At 29.7% G+C, this 15,132-nt stretch carries 13 protein-coding genes; 10 read left to right on the top strand and 3 right to left on the bottom strand.

Annotated features, from left to right (window positions below; genetic code table 11):
• Nucleotides 1-12 precede the first annotated feature (12 nt).
• The 5 genes from nrfH (at nucleotide 13) to CHB63_RS06780 (ending at nucleotide 5,458) form a co-directional block, all read left to right on the top strand.
• Nucleotides 13-627, top strand: coding sequence for a cytochrome c nitrite reductase small subunit (gene nrfH, locus CHB63_RS06800; protein WP_089377707.1), 615 nt, complete (start codon nucleotides 13-15; stop codon nucleotides 625-627).
• Nucleotides 620-2,110: an ammonia-forming cytochrome c nitrite reductase gene (gene nrfA, locus CHB63_RS06795; RefSeq protein ID WP_089377706.1), complete on the top strand. Its 1,491-nt coding sequence runs from the start codon at nucleotides 620-622 to the stop codon at nucleotides 2,108-2,110. Before nrfH ends, nrfA begins: the two co-directional genes overlap by 8 nt.
• Nucleotides 2,111-2,216: 106 nt before the next feature.
• Nucleotides 2,217-3,464 carry a cytochrome c biogenesis protein ResB gene (locus tag CHB63_RS06790; RefSeq protein WP_089377705.1) on the top strand — a complete coding sequence of 416 codons (1,248 nt, stop codon included), beginning with the start codon at nucleotides 2,217-2,219 and terminating at the stop codon, nucleotides 3,462-3,464.
• A 3-nt stretch (nucleotides 3,465-3,467) separates the two neighbouring features.
• Nucleotides 3,468-4,271, top strand: a complete 804-nt coding sequence (gene ccsA / locus CHB63_RS06785) for a cytochrome c biogenesis protein CcsA (RefSeq protein ID WP_089377704.1) — start codon at nucleotides 3,468-3,470, stop codon at nucleotides 4,269-4,271.
• Between the two features lie 41 nt (nucleotides 4,272-4,312).
• Nucleotides 4,313-5,458: a glycoside hydrolase family 26 protein gene (locus CHB63_RS06780; protein WP_089377703.1), complete on the top strand. Its 1,146-nt coding sequence runs from the start codon at nucleotides 4,313-4,315 to the stop codon at nucleotides 5,456-5,458.
• Between the two features lie 85 nt (nucleotides 5,459-5,543).
• On the opposite strand, the gene trpS is transcribed toward CHB63_RS06780, so the two are convergent.
• The 3 genes from trpS to CHB63_RS06765 form a co-directional block, all read right to left on the bottom strand.
• Entirely contained in the window at nucleotides 5,544-6,512 is a 969-nt protein-coding gene (gene trpS, locus CHB63_RS06775) for a tryptophan--tRNA ligase (protein WP_089377702.1), read from the bottom strand.
• A gap of 76 nt (nucleotides 6,513-6,588) precedes the next feature.
• Nucleotides 6,589-8,277, bottom strand: a complete 1,689-nt coding sequence (locus CHB63_RS06770; RefSeq protein WP_089377701.1) for an LIC_10190 family membrane protein — start codon at nucleotides 8,275-8,277, stop codon at nucleotides 6,589-6,591.
• A 6-nt stretch (nucleotides 8,278-8,283) separates the two neighbouring features.
• Entirely contained in the window at nucleotides 8,284-8,553 is a 270-nt protein-coding gene (locus tag CHB63_RS06765) for a GlsB/YeaQ/YmgE family stress response membrane protein (protein WP_245856840.1), read from the bottom strand.
• A 202-nt stretch (nucleotides 8,554-8,755) separates the two neighbouring features.
• Here CHB63_RS06765 and CHB63_RS06760 point away from each other — a divergent pair, with 202 nt between their 5' ends.
• The 5 genes from CHB63_RS06760 (at nucleotide 8,756) to porZ (ending at nucleotide 15,132) form a co-directional block, all read left to right on the top strand.
• Nucleotides 8,756-9,493 (top strand): lysophospholipid acyltransferase family protein, encoded by a 738-nt coding sequence (locus CHB63_RS06760; RefSeq protein WP_089377699.1) that lies wholly within the window; start codon nucleotides 8,756-8,758, stop codon nucleotides 9,491-9,493.
• Between the two features lie 45 nt (nucleotides 9,494-9,538).
• Nucleotides 9,539-10,195, top strand: coding sequence for a PAQR family membrane homeostasis protein TrhA (gene trhA, locus CHB63_RS06755; RefSeq protein WP_089377698.1), 657 nt, complete (start codon nucleotides 9,539-9,541; stop codon nucleotides 10,193-10,195).
• Between the two features lie 218 nt (nucleotides 10,196-10,413).
• Nucleotides 10,414-11,151: a LytR/AlgR family response regulator transcription factor gene (locus CHB63_RS06750; protein ID WP_089377697.1), complete on the top strand. Its 738-nt coding sequence runs from the start codon at nucleotides 10,414-10,416 to the stop codon at nucleotides 11,149-11,151.
• A gap of 3 nt (nucleotides 11,152-11,154) precedes the next feature.
• Nucleotides 11,155-12,486 carry a sensor histidine kinase gene (locus CHB63_RS06745; RefSeq protein ID WP_089377696.1) on the top strand — a complete coding sequence of 444 codons (1,332 nt, stop codon included), beginning with the start codon at nucleotides 11,155-11,157 and terminating at the stop codon, nucleotides 12,484-12,486.
• Between the two features lie 369 nt (nucleotides 12,487-12,855).
• On the top strand, nucleotides 12,856-15,132 hold the full coding sequence (gene porZ / locus CHB63_RS06740) for a type IX secretion system anionic LPS delivery protein PorZ (protein ID WP_089377695.1): 2,277 nt from the start codon (nucleotides 12,856-12,858) through the stop codon (nucleotides 15,130-15,132).

Here is a 15,132-nt window from a genome sequence, read left to right as displayed (position 1 = left end):
AAATTCAAGATTATGAGCATTTTTAAAAAATTAATTCCACCACCTGAATGGCGCTTACCAGTGCTAATTTTAATGGGTGCTATGACTGGACTTACATTGTATGCACTTATCGAATCTAAGGCGGTATCATATCTTTCTGATGATCCAAAAACGTGTGCTAACTGTCATGTAATGACTCCTCAGTATGCAACTTGGCAAAATAGTTCTCATAGAGAATGGGCTTCATGTAATGATTGTCATGTTCCACAAGATAACGTCTTTAAAAAGTATTTGTTTAAAGCTAAGGATGGAATGTATCATGCATCGGTATTTTTAACACGAGGTGAACCTGAAGTAATTAGAATGAAGGAAGCTGGTGTTGAAGTAGTACAAAGTAACTGTATTAGATGCCACGAAGATCAAGTAACAGATGCCAGATTAAGTGGTTTGGTTGAAGACCATAAAGAGAACAGGACCGAAAGAAAATGTTGGACCTGTCACCAGGAAGTGCCACACGGAAGCATTCATAGTTTATCTTCTGTAAAATATTATGGTAAAATAGACGAAGAACATCAGGAAACAGTACCGGCGTGGTTAAGTAAATATTTAAAAGAATCAGATAATCAAAAAAATAAAAAAGATGAGTAACACAAGAAAACCTTGGAAAAACTGGGTGCTATTTTTAGCATCTTTAGTAGTAGTGTTTTTGTTAGGACTTTTAGTTTCTTCAATAACAGAGCGTAAAATGGAGGCTAAATTTGCTTATACTCCAATGGTGGAAATTAAAAAATTAGAACCTAGAAATGAAGTTTGGGGAGAAAATTTTCCACGTGAGTTTCAATCTTGGTCTAAAACGGAACAAAGTGACTTTAAATCGAAATACAATGGTTCTGCAGAGATTGATATGTTAGAAGTAGACCCTCGTTTGGTGGTGCTTTGGGCTGGTTATGGTTTTGCAAAAGATTACAATCAAAGTCGTGGTCATCAACATGCTATAGACGATCTTTCAAATTCGTTAAGAACAGGTGGACCAACAGGACCAAATGATGGACCTATGCCATCCACTTGTTGGACATGTAAATCTCCAGATGTTCCACGTTTAATTAACGAAATTGGAGTTAATGAATATTATAGTGGAAAATGGGCAAGTAAAGGAGAGGAAATTGTAAACTCAATTGGTTGTGCAAACTGTCACAGTGAAAAATCAATGAAATTAACAATTACACAACCCGCTTTAATTGAAGCATTTGCGCGCCAAGGAAAGGACATTACTAAAGCATCTCATAATGAAATGCGATCTTTAGTATGTGCACAATGTCACTCTGAATATTATTTCAATAAAAATCTTCCAGAGAGTAAAGGAATTCCTTACTTAGTATTCCCTTGGGATGAAGGACAAACAGTTGAAGACATGGAGAAATACTATGACAATGTTGGTCACGTAGATTGGACTCACAAAATTAGTAAAGCAAAAATGTTAAAAGCTCAACATCCAGGATACGAAGTATTTAAAATGGGTATCCACGGACAAAGAGGTGTTTCATGTTCAGATTGTCATATGCCTTACAAAACTGAAGGTGGACAAAAATTTACAGATCACCATATTCAATCTCCTTTAAACAACGTAGCTAATTCTTGTCAGGTTTGTCACCGTGAAGAAAAAGAAGAGTTAATCAAAAACGTATTTGATAACCAAGATCGTATCATTGAAAATCGTGATCAATTAGAACGTTTATTAGTTCGTGCTCACGTAGAAGCTGGTAAGTGTTGGGAGTTAGGAGCTACAGAAGCTCAAATGAAAGATATTTTACACGGAATTCGTTTAGGACAATGGAGATGGGATTATGCTGCAGCATCTCACGGAGGTTCTTTCCACGCACCAGTTGAATTAGGTAGAGTGATTGGTAAAGGTATCGACATTACGCAAGAAACTAGAATTAAATTAGCGAAGTTATTAATGACTTTAGGATTTAACGGAGATGTACCTTATCCTGCAATAGAAACTAAAGAAGCGGCTCAAAAATTCATTGGATTACCAATGGAAAAATTAGAAGCGGAAAAAGAAAAATTCTTAAAAGAATTGCGTCCTAAATGGCAAGAAGCTGCTAAAAAAAGAGAAGCAACATATTAAAATATAGTATGGAGTAGTTGGTATTTACATGTGAGTCTATGATTAAAATTTACAAAACTTCACATTTAAATTCTCATATTTTAAAAAACATTATATTTGACTTTATATGAGTGAAAATAATATAAAGATTCAACGTAATCTTTGGGAAAATCCCTGGGGTTACGTTGAATCTTTTTTTATAGGAATAGGTTTAATAATAACCGGGCTTTTTTTAGAAGTATTTAGTACTTCTGGTAGCGCATTTACACTTTCATACCCATTTAATTTGTACTTTTTAATTGGCTATGTGGTATTGCTATTTGTAATGTACAAGTGGTTTACAACTACCCAATTAATTAGATGGTTAACCAAAGTACCTGCATCCATTTCAAGTATTGTTTTAGTAACAGTTTTAGTAATGGTAATGGGAATTATACCTCAGGTTCCTTCAGAAAGTAAAATTATAACTAACTTAGGCTTGAATCATATTACAAGTAATTGGGCATTTTTATTAATCTTGTTTCAATTTTTAACCTGTTTAGGTTTAATTTCAATTAAAAGAATTCTACAATTTAAATGGTCTAATTTCGGATTTATTTTAAATCATACTGGTTTATTTTTAGCATTAATTGCAGGAATTCTTGGAACTGGAGATTTACAACGATTGTCTTTAGATGTATATGAAGGCAAACCAAGTTGGGTAGCTACTAATATAAATAACCAAAAAATTGAATTGCCTTTTGCAATTTATTTAAAAGACTTTTTAATTGATGAATACAATCCAAAATTAGCTTTAGTTGATAACAAAACAGGAAGCATTGCACATAACGATGGCAAAAATTTATATTTAGTTGAAAAAGGAGAAACCTACTATTTCAAAAATTTTGAAGTAACAATTAACGATTTTCTGCCAAATTCTGGAAGAATTGGAGCACGATATGAACCAGTAAACGAATTAGGATCTCCACCATCTGCGTCAATTTCAGTAAAAAACATTGAAAATGATTCTATACAAACAGCTTGGATAAGTAGTGGAAGTTTTCGGTATCCATACGAATCACTAAAGATTAGTGAAGATTATTCAGTAGTAATGACCATTCCTGAAGTAAAGAAATTTAGTTCGGATATTGATATTTTAACAAAAGAAGGTGAACGTATTAGCACTGTTTTAGAAGTTAATAAACCATTCAAACACAAAGGTTGGAAAATTTATCAGTTAAGCTACGACGATAAAATGGGAAAATGGAGTAATTTAAGTGTTTTAGAGCTTGTAAAAGATCCTTGGCTACCACTAATCTATATTGGAATTTTTATGATGATTGCAGGAGCCGTTTATATGTTTTGGATGGGAAATAAAATAACTAAAAATCAATAAAAAATGACTTGGATAGATTTTCCTTTATATAGTTCAATCATTGTAATCTTATGGATTATTGGTTTGGTATTTTTACTAATTTCATATAAAAAACAAGCCGCTTTAAAAATTGCCAATTTGTTATTTGTATCAGGTTGGGCAGTTATGATTCTTTTTGTTGTAAAATTATGGTTAGAGCTAGATCGTCCACCAATGCGAACATTAGGTGAAACCAGACTTTGGTATGCAACCTTTTTACCATTAATTGGTTTTGTTACCTATATTCGTTGGAAATACAAATGGTTTTTAGCGTACAGTATAGCTATGGCAATTATGTTCTTAACTATCAATTACTTAAATCCGGAAACCTATTCAAAAACCTTAATGCCGGCATTACAAAGTCCGTGGTTTATACCACATGTGTTGGTGTACTTATTTTCGTATGCAGTTTTAGCAGCATCAAGTATTGTAGCCATTAAAGGTTTGTATGATAGTTACAAAGGAAATTTCAAAATTGAAACCTTAAAACTAGCTGATAATTTAGTATATATTGGTTTTGCTTTTTTAACTTTAGGATTGCTTTTTGGGGCATTATGGGCAAAAGAAGCTTGGGGGCATTACTGGACTTGGGATCCAAAAGAAGTGTGGGCGTTTTTAACCTGGATGGGTTATTTAATTTATATTCATTACCGTTATTTTCATACCCAGAACTCTAAACGAGCACTTACAATTTTAGCTTTGGCATTTGTAGTCTTATTGGTTTGTTGGTTTGGTGTTAACTATTTGCCAGTTGCAAATACAAGTGTACATACTTATACTCAGTATTAAATTTTTAGATTAACTTCGTTTTTTATTTTAAAACTTGCACAATGCAACTCTTACAAAAACGTCTTTTACTTTTAGTGTTTTTTTTAATATTTTCTATTTTAGGTTCGGCTCAAAAAGGACAATTAATAGATGAAAAGGCTACTGAAGAAACAAAAACACTTTTCTATAATTTAGGCGAATTATCTAAAAATCATACATTATTTGCACATCAACATGCAACAGAATATGGACATGGTTGGGTAGGAGATAAAGACAGGTCTGATGTAAAATCTGTTGTTGGAAGTCATCCCGCAATGATTGGAGTTGATTTAAGTGGATTTTCAGGTCTCAACAAAACAAGAAAGGATATTGAAGATGAAAAAGAACGTTTAAAACAAAATGTAGTTGAAACTTACAATAGAGGAGGAGTTACAACTGTAGCGTGGCATTTTCACAATCCGTTATCAAAAGGAGGTTTTTATTGGAGAGATTCTATTTCGGTGGCGGCAGTTAAACATATTATTCCTGGAGGAGATGCCCATGAAAAATATAAGGAAATTTTAAGGGATGTGGCAGATTGGGCGCATAGGATTAAAGGAGAAAACGGAGAGCAAGTACCAGTTATTTTTAGACCTTTTCATGAATTTGATGGTGAATGGTTTTGGTGGGGCGCACCATATTGCTCAGTTGATGAGTTTAAAACTTTATGGAAATTTACGGTTTCATATTTAAGAGATGAACTTAAAGTACATAATTTTATTTATGCCTTTTCACCGGATAATAAATTTAATAATGAAGCCCAGTTTTTAGAAAGATACCCTGGTGATGAATGGGTGGATATGGTCGGAATGGATAATTATGGGGATATGGGTAGAGATGGTTATAATTTAGAAAGAGCTTTAAGAAAATTAAAAATAGTTTCAGATTATGCAATTAAAGCAGGGAAATTGGCCGCTTTTACAGAAACCGGACTAGAATCGATACCAAACACTTCATGGTGGACAGACACATTACTGAAAGTAATGAAAACTGATGATTTAAGACTTTCTTATGTGTTGGTTTGGAGAAATGATACTAAGAGTACAACGCATTATTACGCTCCATTTCCAGGACATATAAGTGTTCCAAACTTTATTGAATTTTATAACGATCCTTTCACTCTTTTTGAGAAAGATTTGAATAATATTTATAAAATAAAGATGGAGTAATTTTTTATAGAAAACTTATTAAAATAAAAAAACCTATTGATTTATTAAATCAATAGGTTACTATTTTTTAGATATCAAATACTATTTAATACCCCAATTTTTCTCTTACTCTTTTTAAAACATCTGACGCAACTATTTTGGCTTTTTTAGCGCCAATTGCCAACGCTTTATCAACTTCTTCTAAGTTTTCCATATAATAATTATAGCGTGTTCTTTCTTCTGAAAATTTATCAACTAACAATTCAAAAAATGCTTGTTTTGCGTGGCCATAACCATAATTTCCACCTTCATAATTAGCTCTCATTTCTGTAATTTGCTCATCAGAAGCTAATAATTTATATAAGTTAAATAAATTACAAGTATCCGGATTTTTAGGATCTTCTAATGGGGTAGAATCCGTTTGAATTTTCATGATCTGCTTACGTAATTGCTTGTCTGGTAAAAATAAATTGATAATATTCCCACTAGATTTACTCATTTTCCCTCCATCAGTTCCAGGTACCCACATAGTTCCATCTTGGATTTTTGCTTCTGGCGGTACCAATGTATCTCCCATTTGGTGATTAAATCTATTGGCAACATCTCTAGAAATTTCTAAATGTTGTAATTGGTCTTTTCCAACTGGTACTATTTCCGCATCATACAATAAAATATCAGCAGCCATTAACATTGGGTATGCAAATAAACCAGCATTTACATCTTCTAATCTATCTGATTTATCTTTAAAACTATGCGCCAAGGTTAAACGTTGGTATGGGAAAAAGCAACTTAAATACCAAGAAAGTTCAGTTACTTCAGGAATATCACTTTGTCTGTAAAAAACAGTTTTGTTAACATCTAACCCAAATGCAAGCCAAGTAGCAGCTGTGCTATAAGTGTTTTCGCGTAATTCTTTTCCGTTTTTTATTTGTGTTAGTGAATGCAAATCAGCAATAAATAAAAATGATTCGTTTTTAGGATTATTTGCCATTTCAATAGCAGGAATAATTGCTCCTAATAAGTTTCCTAAGTGCGGTGTTCCTGTACTTTGAACACCAGTTAAAATTCTTGACATTTATTTTAAATTTGTGGCAAAAATACATATTTAGGATTAACTATCTAAATTTTAGAATAAGAGAATCTATCATTATTTATTCTTCAATTTTTATAGATTTAAATCCATCTTTAAGATTTGTAGTTCTTAATTGTGGAACATAGTTGTATGAATTTTTCACAAACTCAATTTGCTGTTTGTTTACACAAGGTAAATTTCCATTTCCAGTAGCCCAAAAAAAGACATCATCACCTGGTGAATTAAATTCAAAACCATTACTATTTTCTTTAGTAAAAACAGTTGTAGTTTTTGATATTCCTTCGGGAATAAGTATGTTTTTTGAATTAAATGTGCTCAATTTCATTGCAAATGGATTTTTTGTAATAGCATTTAAATTGACTTCTAAAAATATTGGAATGGCGCTTAAAAAAACGCTTCCCGGTACAAAAAATAAAATTAGCTTCTTCTGTTTGAAGATTGCTAAAAATACCTGAATTGAAAAGAACATAATAAAAACAAAGAAAAACCGATATTGAGGCGAACCATTCCAAAGTATAATTAATTGTAATACTGCCAAAACATAAATAATACTTAGAGCTGATTTGGTTTTACTTTTATAAATAAACCAAGGGTAAATAGTTAATAATAAAACAAATAATTTATTAAAAAGACCATGTAATTTTGAAATATTTAACCAAAACCAAAAACGTTCTAGAATAGTTAATTGTGACACATCTTGGTTATCAAAACCTGCTAAATAAGTTCCGTAATTATAGAATTCAACTAAAGGTTTTGGCTCTTTCCAATCAAAATTAAATAAATCTATAGCATCAATTGGAAAAAGTAAATATCCTGAAATTATAATGTTTTTGGAAATGAAAACAATAAAAACAACTGAGCATAATAAAGTATAATTAAACCAATGTTTTTTTAATGATTGAAAGTTTTTAAAAAATAAAATTAGAACTAAAACAACTAAAACTGCGGTTGTTACTTTTACAAAACACAAAAAAAGAACCAAGCTTAAGATCATCTTAAATGTATCTGTTTCAATAGTTTTAAAATTTGTGATGAATTGGTAAAATACAAAAGGTGTTAATGTAAAAACAAAAAGGTCTGGAGATGGTGCGTTTATAAACTGCATGAAAAATAACGTAAATAAGAGTATCAATCCAAAACTTAAACTTTGCAAGTCTAAATTAGATTTATAATTGTTTATTTTTTCTATTGCGAGAAAACTAATTAAAACAAATAAATAACCATTTAAATCATTAAAAAGGTCAGATATAAATGAAAAATTAAATCCGGCTTGTAAAGTATGCCAGGCTGAATTTTGCGCAAAGAATATATGCAAATTTGCCAATCCTTTTACATAACCAAATTCATTAATCCATTTTACAGTTTGTATGTAATAAGACTCATTATCAAGAAGATATGGTTTAGTTGCGCTTTGAGCAAGCGTAATAGTAAAAAGGTTAATAAAAACTATTTTATAAAATAGTCTAAGTTTTTTTATTGAATTTGAGAAAGACTTAAGATTACTAATAAAAGCAGTTCTATTTGTAAAATAAACGATTAGGTTTATAATTAAAACAGCTACATAAAGCTCTATATTTATTCTTATAAAAAATGCCGCTATACTTGTAAAAATTGTATAAAGAAATAAACCTAAAACGTGATGAATTACACTATGGCAATCTTTAATCCGAACTATTTTTTTAAATAGAATTCCAAAGTTTAGTGTTGTTAAAAAAATGTAAATCCAACTTAATAATATAAGAAACATTTATAATTAGTTTTCTGAAGCAGGTTCTTTTTTCTTCATTAAACCAGCAATAAATAAAATAACAACCGCTCCAATAACACCTTCAACTAAATCACCAACAATACCATCAAATAGATTATTAAAAAAAGGGATACCTAATTTATTAAAAATCCAACCCCCAACAAAACCTCCAAATACCCCTAAGATAATATTTTTAAAAAGCCCAAAACCACCACCTTTCATTAATTTTCCAGCAAGCCAACCAGCAATTCCTCCAATAATAATTGAGTATAACATAATAATTTAAAGTTAAATAGTTAATATTTTATAAATGTAAGAAATTTTATAAATAGGGTCTCCCTTTTTTGAATAATTGAATTGTCAAACAAAATATATACATTTGAAACTTATGAAACGAGCATGTTTAAAATTTTGTTGCTTAAAAAAACCATTAATAGCGAACAACGTGTGACTTATAAAAAACAATAATCATAAACACATGAAATTATTTAAATACCCCTTTTATATATTTTGGAGATGTTGGTTTTATGGCTGGGTACTTTTTAGTATTGTACCGGTATTCCCGGTTTTATTAGTTGTAACATCATCTGAGAAGTTGTATCCTGCTTTTTTTAAAATCGCAAGAGGGTGGGCCAATACAATTCTTTTTGTAATGGGTTTTAAAGTAGAGTTGAATGAAGAAGAAAAGCTTGATAATACGAAGAGCTATATGTTTTGTCCAAACCATACTTCTATGATAGATATTATGGTGATGCTTTCAGTAGCTAAAAATCCATTTGTATTTGTAGGAAAGAAAGAGTTAACTAAAATTCCTGTATTTGGTTTTTTTTACAAACGAACTTGTATTATTGTTGACAGAAGTGATTCAAAAAGCCGGAAAGCTGTTTTTGATGAAGCCAGAAGAAGAATGTGTGAAGGTTTGGATGTTTGTATTTTTCCTGAAGGATTAGTACCAGATGATGAAAGTATAGTTTTAAGTGAATTTAAAAACGGAGCTTTTAGATTGGCAATTGAGCATCAAATCCCAATTGTGCCAATGACATTTTACGATTGTAAAAAAAGATTTTCATATACATTTTTTAGTGGAAGCCCAGGCATATTACGTGTAAAAATTCACCGTTTTATTCAAACAGAAGGGTTTACTATTAAAAATAGTGATTCATTAAAAAAGCAAACATTCAATTTAATTTATAATGAATTAATTTCCGACATATAAAACTAAATTGAGGTACTTAAATAAATTTGTTTTCGTTGTAATTAAATGGAAGAAAAAGATATTAAATATTACGATCCAAAAGAAGAAAAACTAAATGTGCTCTCACATGCAATTGGTTTAGTTCTTAGCATTATTGCATTAGTATTATTAGTTGTTTATTCAAGTTTAAACGGCAGTGCTTGGCACATAGTTAGTTTTAGTATTTATGGAGCAAGTTTAATAGTATTGTATTCAGCATCAACATTTTATCATTATTCTAAAACACCTAAACTACGACATCGATTAAATATTTTTGACCATGCTGCAATTTATGTTTTAATTGCAGGAACCTATACACCTTTTACTTTGGTAGTTTTAAACGGTTGGGTTGGTTGGACAATTTTTGGACTTTCATGGGGATTAGCACTTACAGGTATTATTTTGAAATTATTTTTTACAGGTAGATTTGATAAAATCTCCACCATTGCCTATGTTTTAATGGGGTGGTTAATAATATTTGCGATAAAACCATTAATTTCAGGTTTATCAATTGAAGGATTATTGTGGCTTCTTGGTGGAGGTATAGCATATACAATTGGTGCAATTTTATACAGTATAAAAAGAATAAAATACAACCATGCGATTTTTCATATTTTTGTTTTAATTGGGAGTTTTTGCCACTTTATGGCAGTATTTTTTTATGTATTACCAATAAAAAAATAAAAATATTATTAGATTAGAGATGCTAAGGTTAGTGGAACTACTAAAAACATTCAAGAAAAAGAAATAGCAAATAAAAAAGTATTGAATATGATATCTGCTATTGATGAATATGGAAATGAAAAATATCAAGTATTTAAAATAAAAAATTAACTTTTTGAACATTTACTCAAATGTTGTATATTGCAGATTAATTAACCTAAAACATCAACCCCATAAATATGTTGCAAATTTTACTTGTTGATGACGAGAAAGATGCTCTAGAAGCATTAGAATGGAAGCTTAACAATTATATTGATAATATTGAAGTTACAACTTGTAACTCTCCAATAGAAGCTATAGATATTATTAATAATGATAAACCGGATGTGGTATTTTTGGATATTCAAATGCCAGAAATGGACGGATTTACAATGATTGAAAAGTTGGAATATAAAGATTTTAATCTCATTTTCACTACAGCACATGATGAATTTGCACTTAAAGCCATCAAAGTTTCAGCCATAGATTATTTATTGAAACCTGTTGATAAGGATGAATTATTGGCTTCAATGGAAAAAATCAAAAAATCTAAGAAAGGAGATTTACTTGAGAATAAATTACAGTTTTTGCTGAATAATATTAATGATAGCAATGATAAAATTAATATTTCTGCAGATGGTAAGGTTTATTTGTTAGAAAGAGATGATGTTGTAATGTTGAAATCTGATAAAAGTTATACTACAATTTATTTAAAATCAGAACAACAAATAGTAGTTTCTAAAACATTAAAAGAGGTTGAAAAGAAGTTTTTATTCACTCAGTTTTTTAGAGTTCATAATTCTTACTTAATTAATTTAAATCATGTGAAAGAATATTTAAAAGGATTAGGAGGGGAATTAATTATGACAAATGGTTTAACCGCAAGTATTAGTAGAAATAGAAAAGCAGAATTATTCAAAAAACTTTATTTGGACTAAAGAATGTTATTAGACTTTCATTCTGAAATATACTCATGGATTAGAGGCGGATTATTCGTTCTTTTCATCTATCATTTATTAATATTTTTTCAAAATAGAAGTAAACTATATTTATACTACAGTTTTTATCTTCTAGCCTTAACCATTTATTTATTAGGTGATATATCAACGGGCTGGATTAGTGAATTTTATAAGTACATTAATTTTTCAGTTCAATTTTTAGCCTATGCAGCCTATGTTGCTTTTGCAAGAAATTTACTGGAAACCAGAACACATCTTATTAAATGGGACAGGTATTTTGCAATAGAAACAATGTCACTTTTAATTCTGGCCCCAATATTTGTTTTAATTCAATTGTTTATGGGTTATGAGTATCAATTAAAGGCATTTACATTGGTAGCACCATTTTTATCTATATTCACACTAATATCTTATTATGTAATTTTTACTAAGATTAATGATAATTTTTCAAAATACTTTGTTGCAGGATCACTTTTATATTTATTATTAGCAAATATTAGTTTTTTAGAAATTTTTATTGGAGCTGAACCCTTTTATAAACTTGGTGTTGAGCCAATGTTTTTTGTATATCTAGGAGCTATCCTGCAATGTATTATATTTTCAATAATTATTGGATTTACAATTAAAAGAGTTGAACAAAGAAGTAAAAACGCAGAGGTAAGGCTAGCAATTAAATTAAAGGAAATGGAGGAATTAAAAATGGTTGCCCTTCAAAGTCAAATGAATCCTCATTTTTTATTTAACTCATTAAATTCTATTAATAATTTTGTATTAAAGAATGAAGTTGAAAAAGCTTCAGACTATATTACTAAATTTTCTAAACTCATTCGTGTAATTTTAAATAGTTCTTCGAGCCCTACTTCATCACTTTCAGATGAGCTTAATATATTAGCGCTATATGTTAAATTAGAACAAATGCGTGTTACTGGCGGATTTGATTATATTGTTAACGTTGATGAAAATATTAAATTAGATAAAATTAAGGTTCCATCTATGTTTTTACAGCCATTTATTGAAAATTCAATTTGGCACGGGATTATGAAAATAGAAGGTGAAAAATCTATTGAATTAACTGTGAAAGAAGATAATGGAAGCGTATTATGTATTGTTTTGGATAATGGTATTGGAATAAATAAAGCGAAACAATTATCTCATATGAGTCAAAAAAGAAAGTTTTTTGGCGCTGAAGCAACAGAAAACAGAATAAGAATGCTGTATCAAAATAAAGACGTTTACATAGCAACTAAAGATGTGTCCTCTAAAGATAAAACGGGTACACAAGTTTCAATTAAATTTCCTTTGTTATATAGTTAAAGTAAAATATTTTTATTGTTAATTAGATTGATGTTAAGTATGTTAGTTTAAAAACACTTTAATAATTACTGTTTTTATTAAAATTTAATTTCCATTTATTGCTAAAAGCATACCATTCATTAACTTTTTATAATATTTTGTTTATTTAAATTTATTCAATTTATTTTCTGCGTATATTTGATATGTATTATTGTCAAGAGGGGTTTTGACACAGTACATAAAAACATTAAATAAGTCTTTGGGGTTGATTTATTTATTCCTTAAACATTGCAAGAACGTATTGTAATGTTTAAGGTTTTTTTTGTTTAAAAATTTATCTAAACATTACCTTTCCTTTTAAAATTTTAATGGATATATTTGATTTTATTTATGAAAAAAATTATTCAAATATTAGTTTTATTCTTTGCGATTAACAGCGTTTGGGCGCAAATTGATTATTCCAATAATTGGGAAGATTTTTATTCCTACAATAATGTAAAAGATTTTATAAAAACCGAACAAAAAATTCATGCAATTGTTGACAATGCAATTTTTACATTTGATACAAATAATGGTGAAATAACTAAAATTTCATCAGTAAATGGTCTTTCGGGAGAATCTACATCCGCTTTATTTTATAGCAATTCTTTTGATAAATTTATTATTGGCTATGAAACCGGATTAATTGAAATTATAGACAACAAAAATAATATTACAATTGTAAAGGACATAGTTAATTTTAATTATTCGGGTAATAAGAGAATTAATAATATTACTGAATATAACAACAAACTTTACCTCTCAACTTCGTTTGCAATAATAGTTTATGACATTGATAAACTGCAATTTGGAGATACCTTTTTTATTGGAGACCAATCTTCAGAAATAAAGGTTAATCAAGTTAAAATTCATGATAACACAATCTATGCGGCAACCGAAAATGGAATTTATACCTCAAATATAACTGACCAAAATTTAATTGATTTTAATAATTGGACACATTATTTTACGGATGATTTTTCCTCACTAGAAGTTTTTAATAATCAAATTTATGTTGCAAATGATAGAAAACTGTATAAATTTTTAAATAATAATATCTTACTACAGAAAACGTATCCACAAGCGATAAGATCTTTAAAATCCTCTAATGAATTTTTATCAATTGCAACCCAAAGAAATGTTTATATCTTAAACCAGAGTGAGGAAGAAATAATTAGTTATCAAACTAATTCAAACGAACCATTTTATTATAATTTAAACACCGCTTTTTTTGAAGATAATACATTATTTTTAGGAACTCAGGAGTTTGGTATTTTAAAAAGTTCACTAGAAAATATGCCAAATTTTGAAGAGATTCATCCTGACGGTCCTTTTTCTAATTTTCCATTTTCAATATCAGTTAAGGAAAATAATTTATGGGTTGTTTATGGCTGGCACGATGCAGCCTATGCTCCAAGAGGAGGACAGAGAGGATTTGACCATTTTAATGGCGATAACTGGGTTTATAAACCGTATAGTGATTTCAACTTTAAAGATTTGGTTAACATAACTTTTGATCCAAATAATATTAATAAAGTGTATATAAGTTCTTATGGTGGAGGTATGATAATAGTTGAAAATGATGAAGTAACTACAAAATGGACTCATTTAAACAGTGGATTAGAATGGCGTACCAGGATAAATGGGTCTGCTTTTGACGATGCAGGAAATTTATGGATTGCCAATGCTTGGGTAGATAAAAGAATTAAAAAATATGGAGCTGATGGCAGTTGGTCTGGTTTTGATATGAGTTCGGTAATGACAAATCCCGCACTAGGTTTAGGTGAGCTTATTGTAGACAAAGCAACTAATGTTTGGGTTGCTACAAGAAGAAATGGGGCATTGGTTTTTAATGAAAATGGTGATAGAAAAAGAGCACTTACAAGTGAAAGCACCAAAGGCTCTCTACCAGATCCAAATGTTAGAACCTTACAGGTTGATGACAATAATAGACTATGGATTGGAACATTAAAAGGGTTGGTTGTTCTTTACAATGCTGCAAATATTTTTAATGAAAATACTGTTGACGCTGAACCGATAATCATTTTAGACGATAGTGGAATTCCTAAAAAACTATTAGGCGATCAAGCTATAAATTCAATTGCAATTGATGGGGCAAGTAATAAATGGTTCGGTACATCTACTGGTGGAGCTTTAAAAACAAATCCCGATGGCAAAACAACAATACATAATTTTAATACAAGTAATTCACCTTTACCATCTAATATTATTTTAAAAATTGCCGTTGATAAAGATTCTGGAAAGGTTTATTTTGCAACCGCAAAGGGAATTGTTGCTTTTAATAGCAACACAGCTGCTTACGGAGATACTTTAGCAGAAGTTTATGCCTATCCAAATCCATCAACTAGAAATAATGAGTTTATTACTATAGATGGAAGAAATGGTACTCATTTACCAAAAGGAACTAACATAAAAATTCTTGATACTGCTGGAAACTTAGTTTATGAAACGAACGTAAATGAAAATCAAGAGCAATCTGGAGGTAAAATTTTATGGAATAAAACTAACCTTTCTGGTAGAAAAGTTGCTTCTGGGGTATATATTGTTTTATTAATTGATAACGAAAAATTGAATACCTCTATAACGAAAATTGCTATTATCAATTAA

The sequence above is a fragment of the Lutibacter flavus genome, from assembly GCF_900188355.1.
Classification (GTDB): Bacteria; Bacteroidota; Bacteroidia; order Flavobacteriales; family Flavobacteriaceae; genus Lutibacter; species Lutibacter flavus.
This window is presented reverse-complemented; position numbering and strand designations above follow the sequence as displayed.

What these genes read in the sequence shown, in the direction of transcription:
- nrfH (WP_089377707.1), top strand. Translation starts at nt 13, where the DNA reads ATGAGCATTTTTAAAAAATTAATTCCACCACCTGAATGGCGCTTACCA.
- nrfA (WP_089377706.1), top strand. Translation starts at nt 620, where the DNA reads ATGAGTAACACAAGAAAACCTTGGAAAAACTGGGTGCTATTTTTAGCA.
- CHB63_RS06790 (WP_089377705.1), top strand. Translation starts at nt 2,217, where the DNA reads ATGAGTGAAAATAATATAAAGATTCAACGTAATCTTTGGGAAAATCCC.
- ccsA (WP_089377704.1), top strand. Translation starts at nt 3,468, where the DNA reads ATGACTTGGATAGATTTTCCTTTATATAGTTCAATCATTGTAATCTTA.
- CHB63_RS06780 (WP_089377703.1), top strand. Translation starts at nt 4,313, where the DNA reads ATGCAACTCTTACAAAAACGTCTTTTACTTTTAGTGTTTTTTTTAATA.
- trpS (WP_089377702.1), bottom strand. Translation starts at nt 6,512, where the DNA reads ATGTCAAGAATTTTAACTGGTGTTCAAAGTACAGGAACACCGCACTTA.
- CHB63_RS06770 (WP_089377701.1), bottom strand. Translation starts at nt 8,277, where the DNA reads ATGTTTCTTATATTATTAAGTTGGATTTACATTTTTTTAACAACACTA.
- CHB63_RS06765 (WP_245856840.1), bottom strand. Translation starts at nt 8,553, where the DNA reads ATGTTATACTCAATTATTATTGGAGGAATTGCTGGTTGGCTTGCTGGA.
- CHB63_RS06760 (WP_089377699.1), top strand. Translation starts at nt 8,756, where the DNA reads ATGAAATTATTTAAATACCCCTTTTATATATTTTGGAGATGTTGGTTT.
- trhA (WP_089377698.1), top strand. Translation starts at nt 9,539, where the DNA reads ATGGAAGAAAAAGATATTAAATATTACGATCCAAAAGAAGAAAAACTA.
- CHB63_RS06750 (WP_089377697.1), top strand. Translation starts at nt 10,414, where the DNA reads ATGTTGCAAATTTTACTTGTTGATGACGAGAAAGATGCTCTAGAAGCA.
- CHB63_RS06745 (WP_089377696.1), top strand. Translation starts at nt 11,155, where the DNA reads ATGTTATTAGACTTTCATTCTGAAATATACTCATGGATTAGAGGCGGA.
- porZ (WP_089377695.1), top strand. Translation starts at nt 12,856, where the DNA reads ATGAAAAAAATTATTCAAATATTAGTTTTATTCTTTGCGATTAACAGC.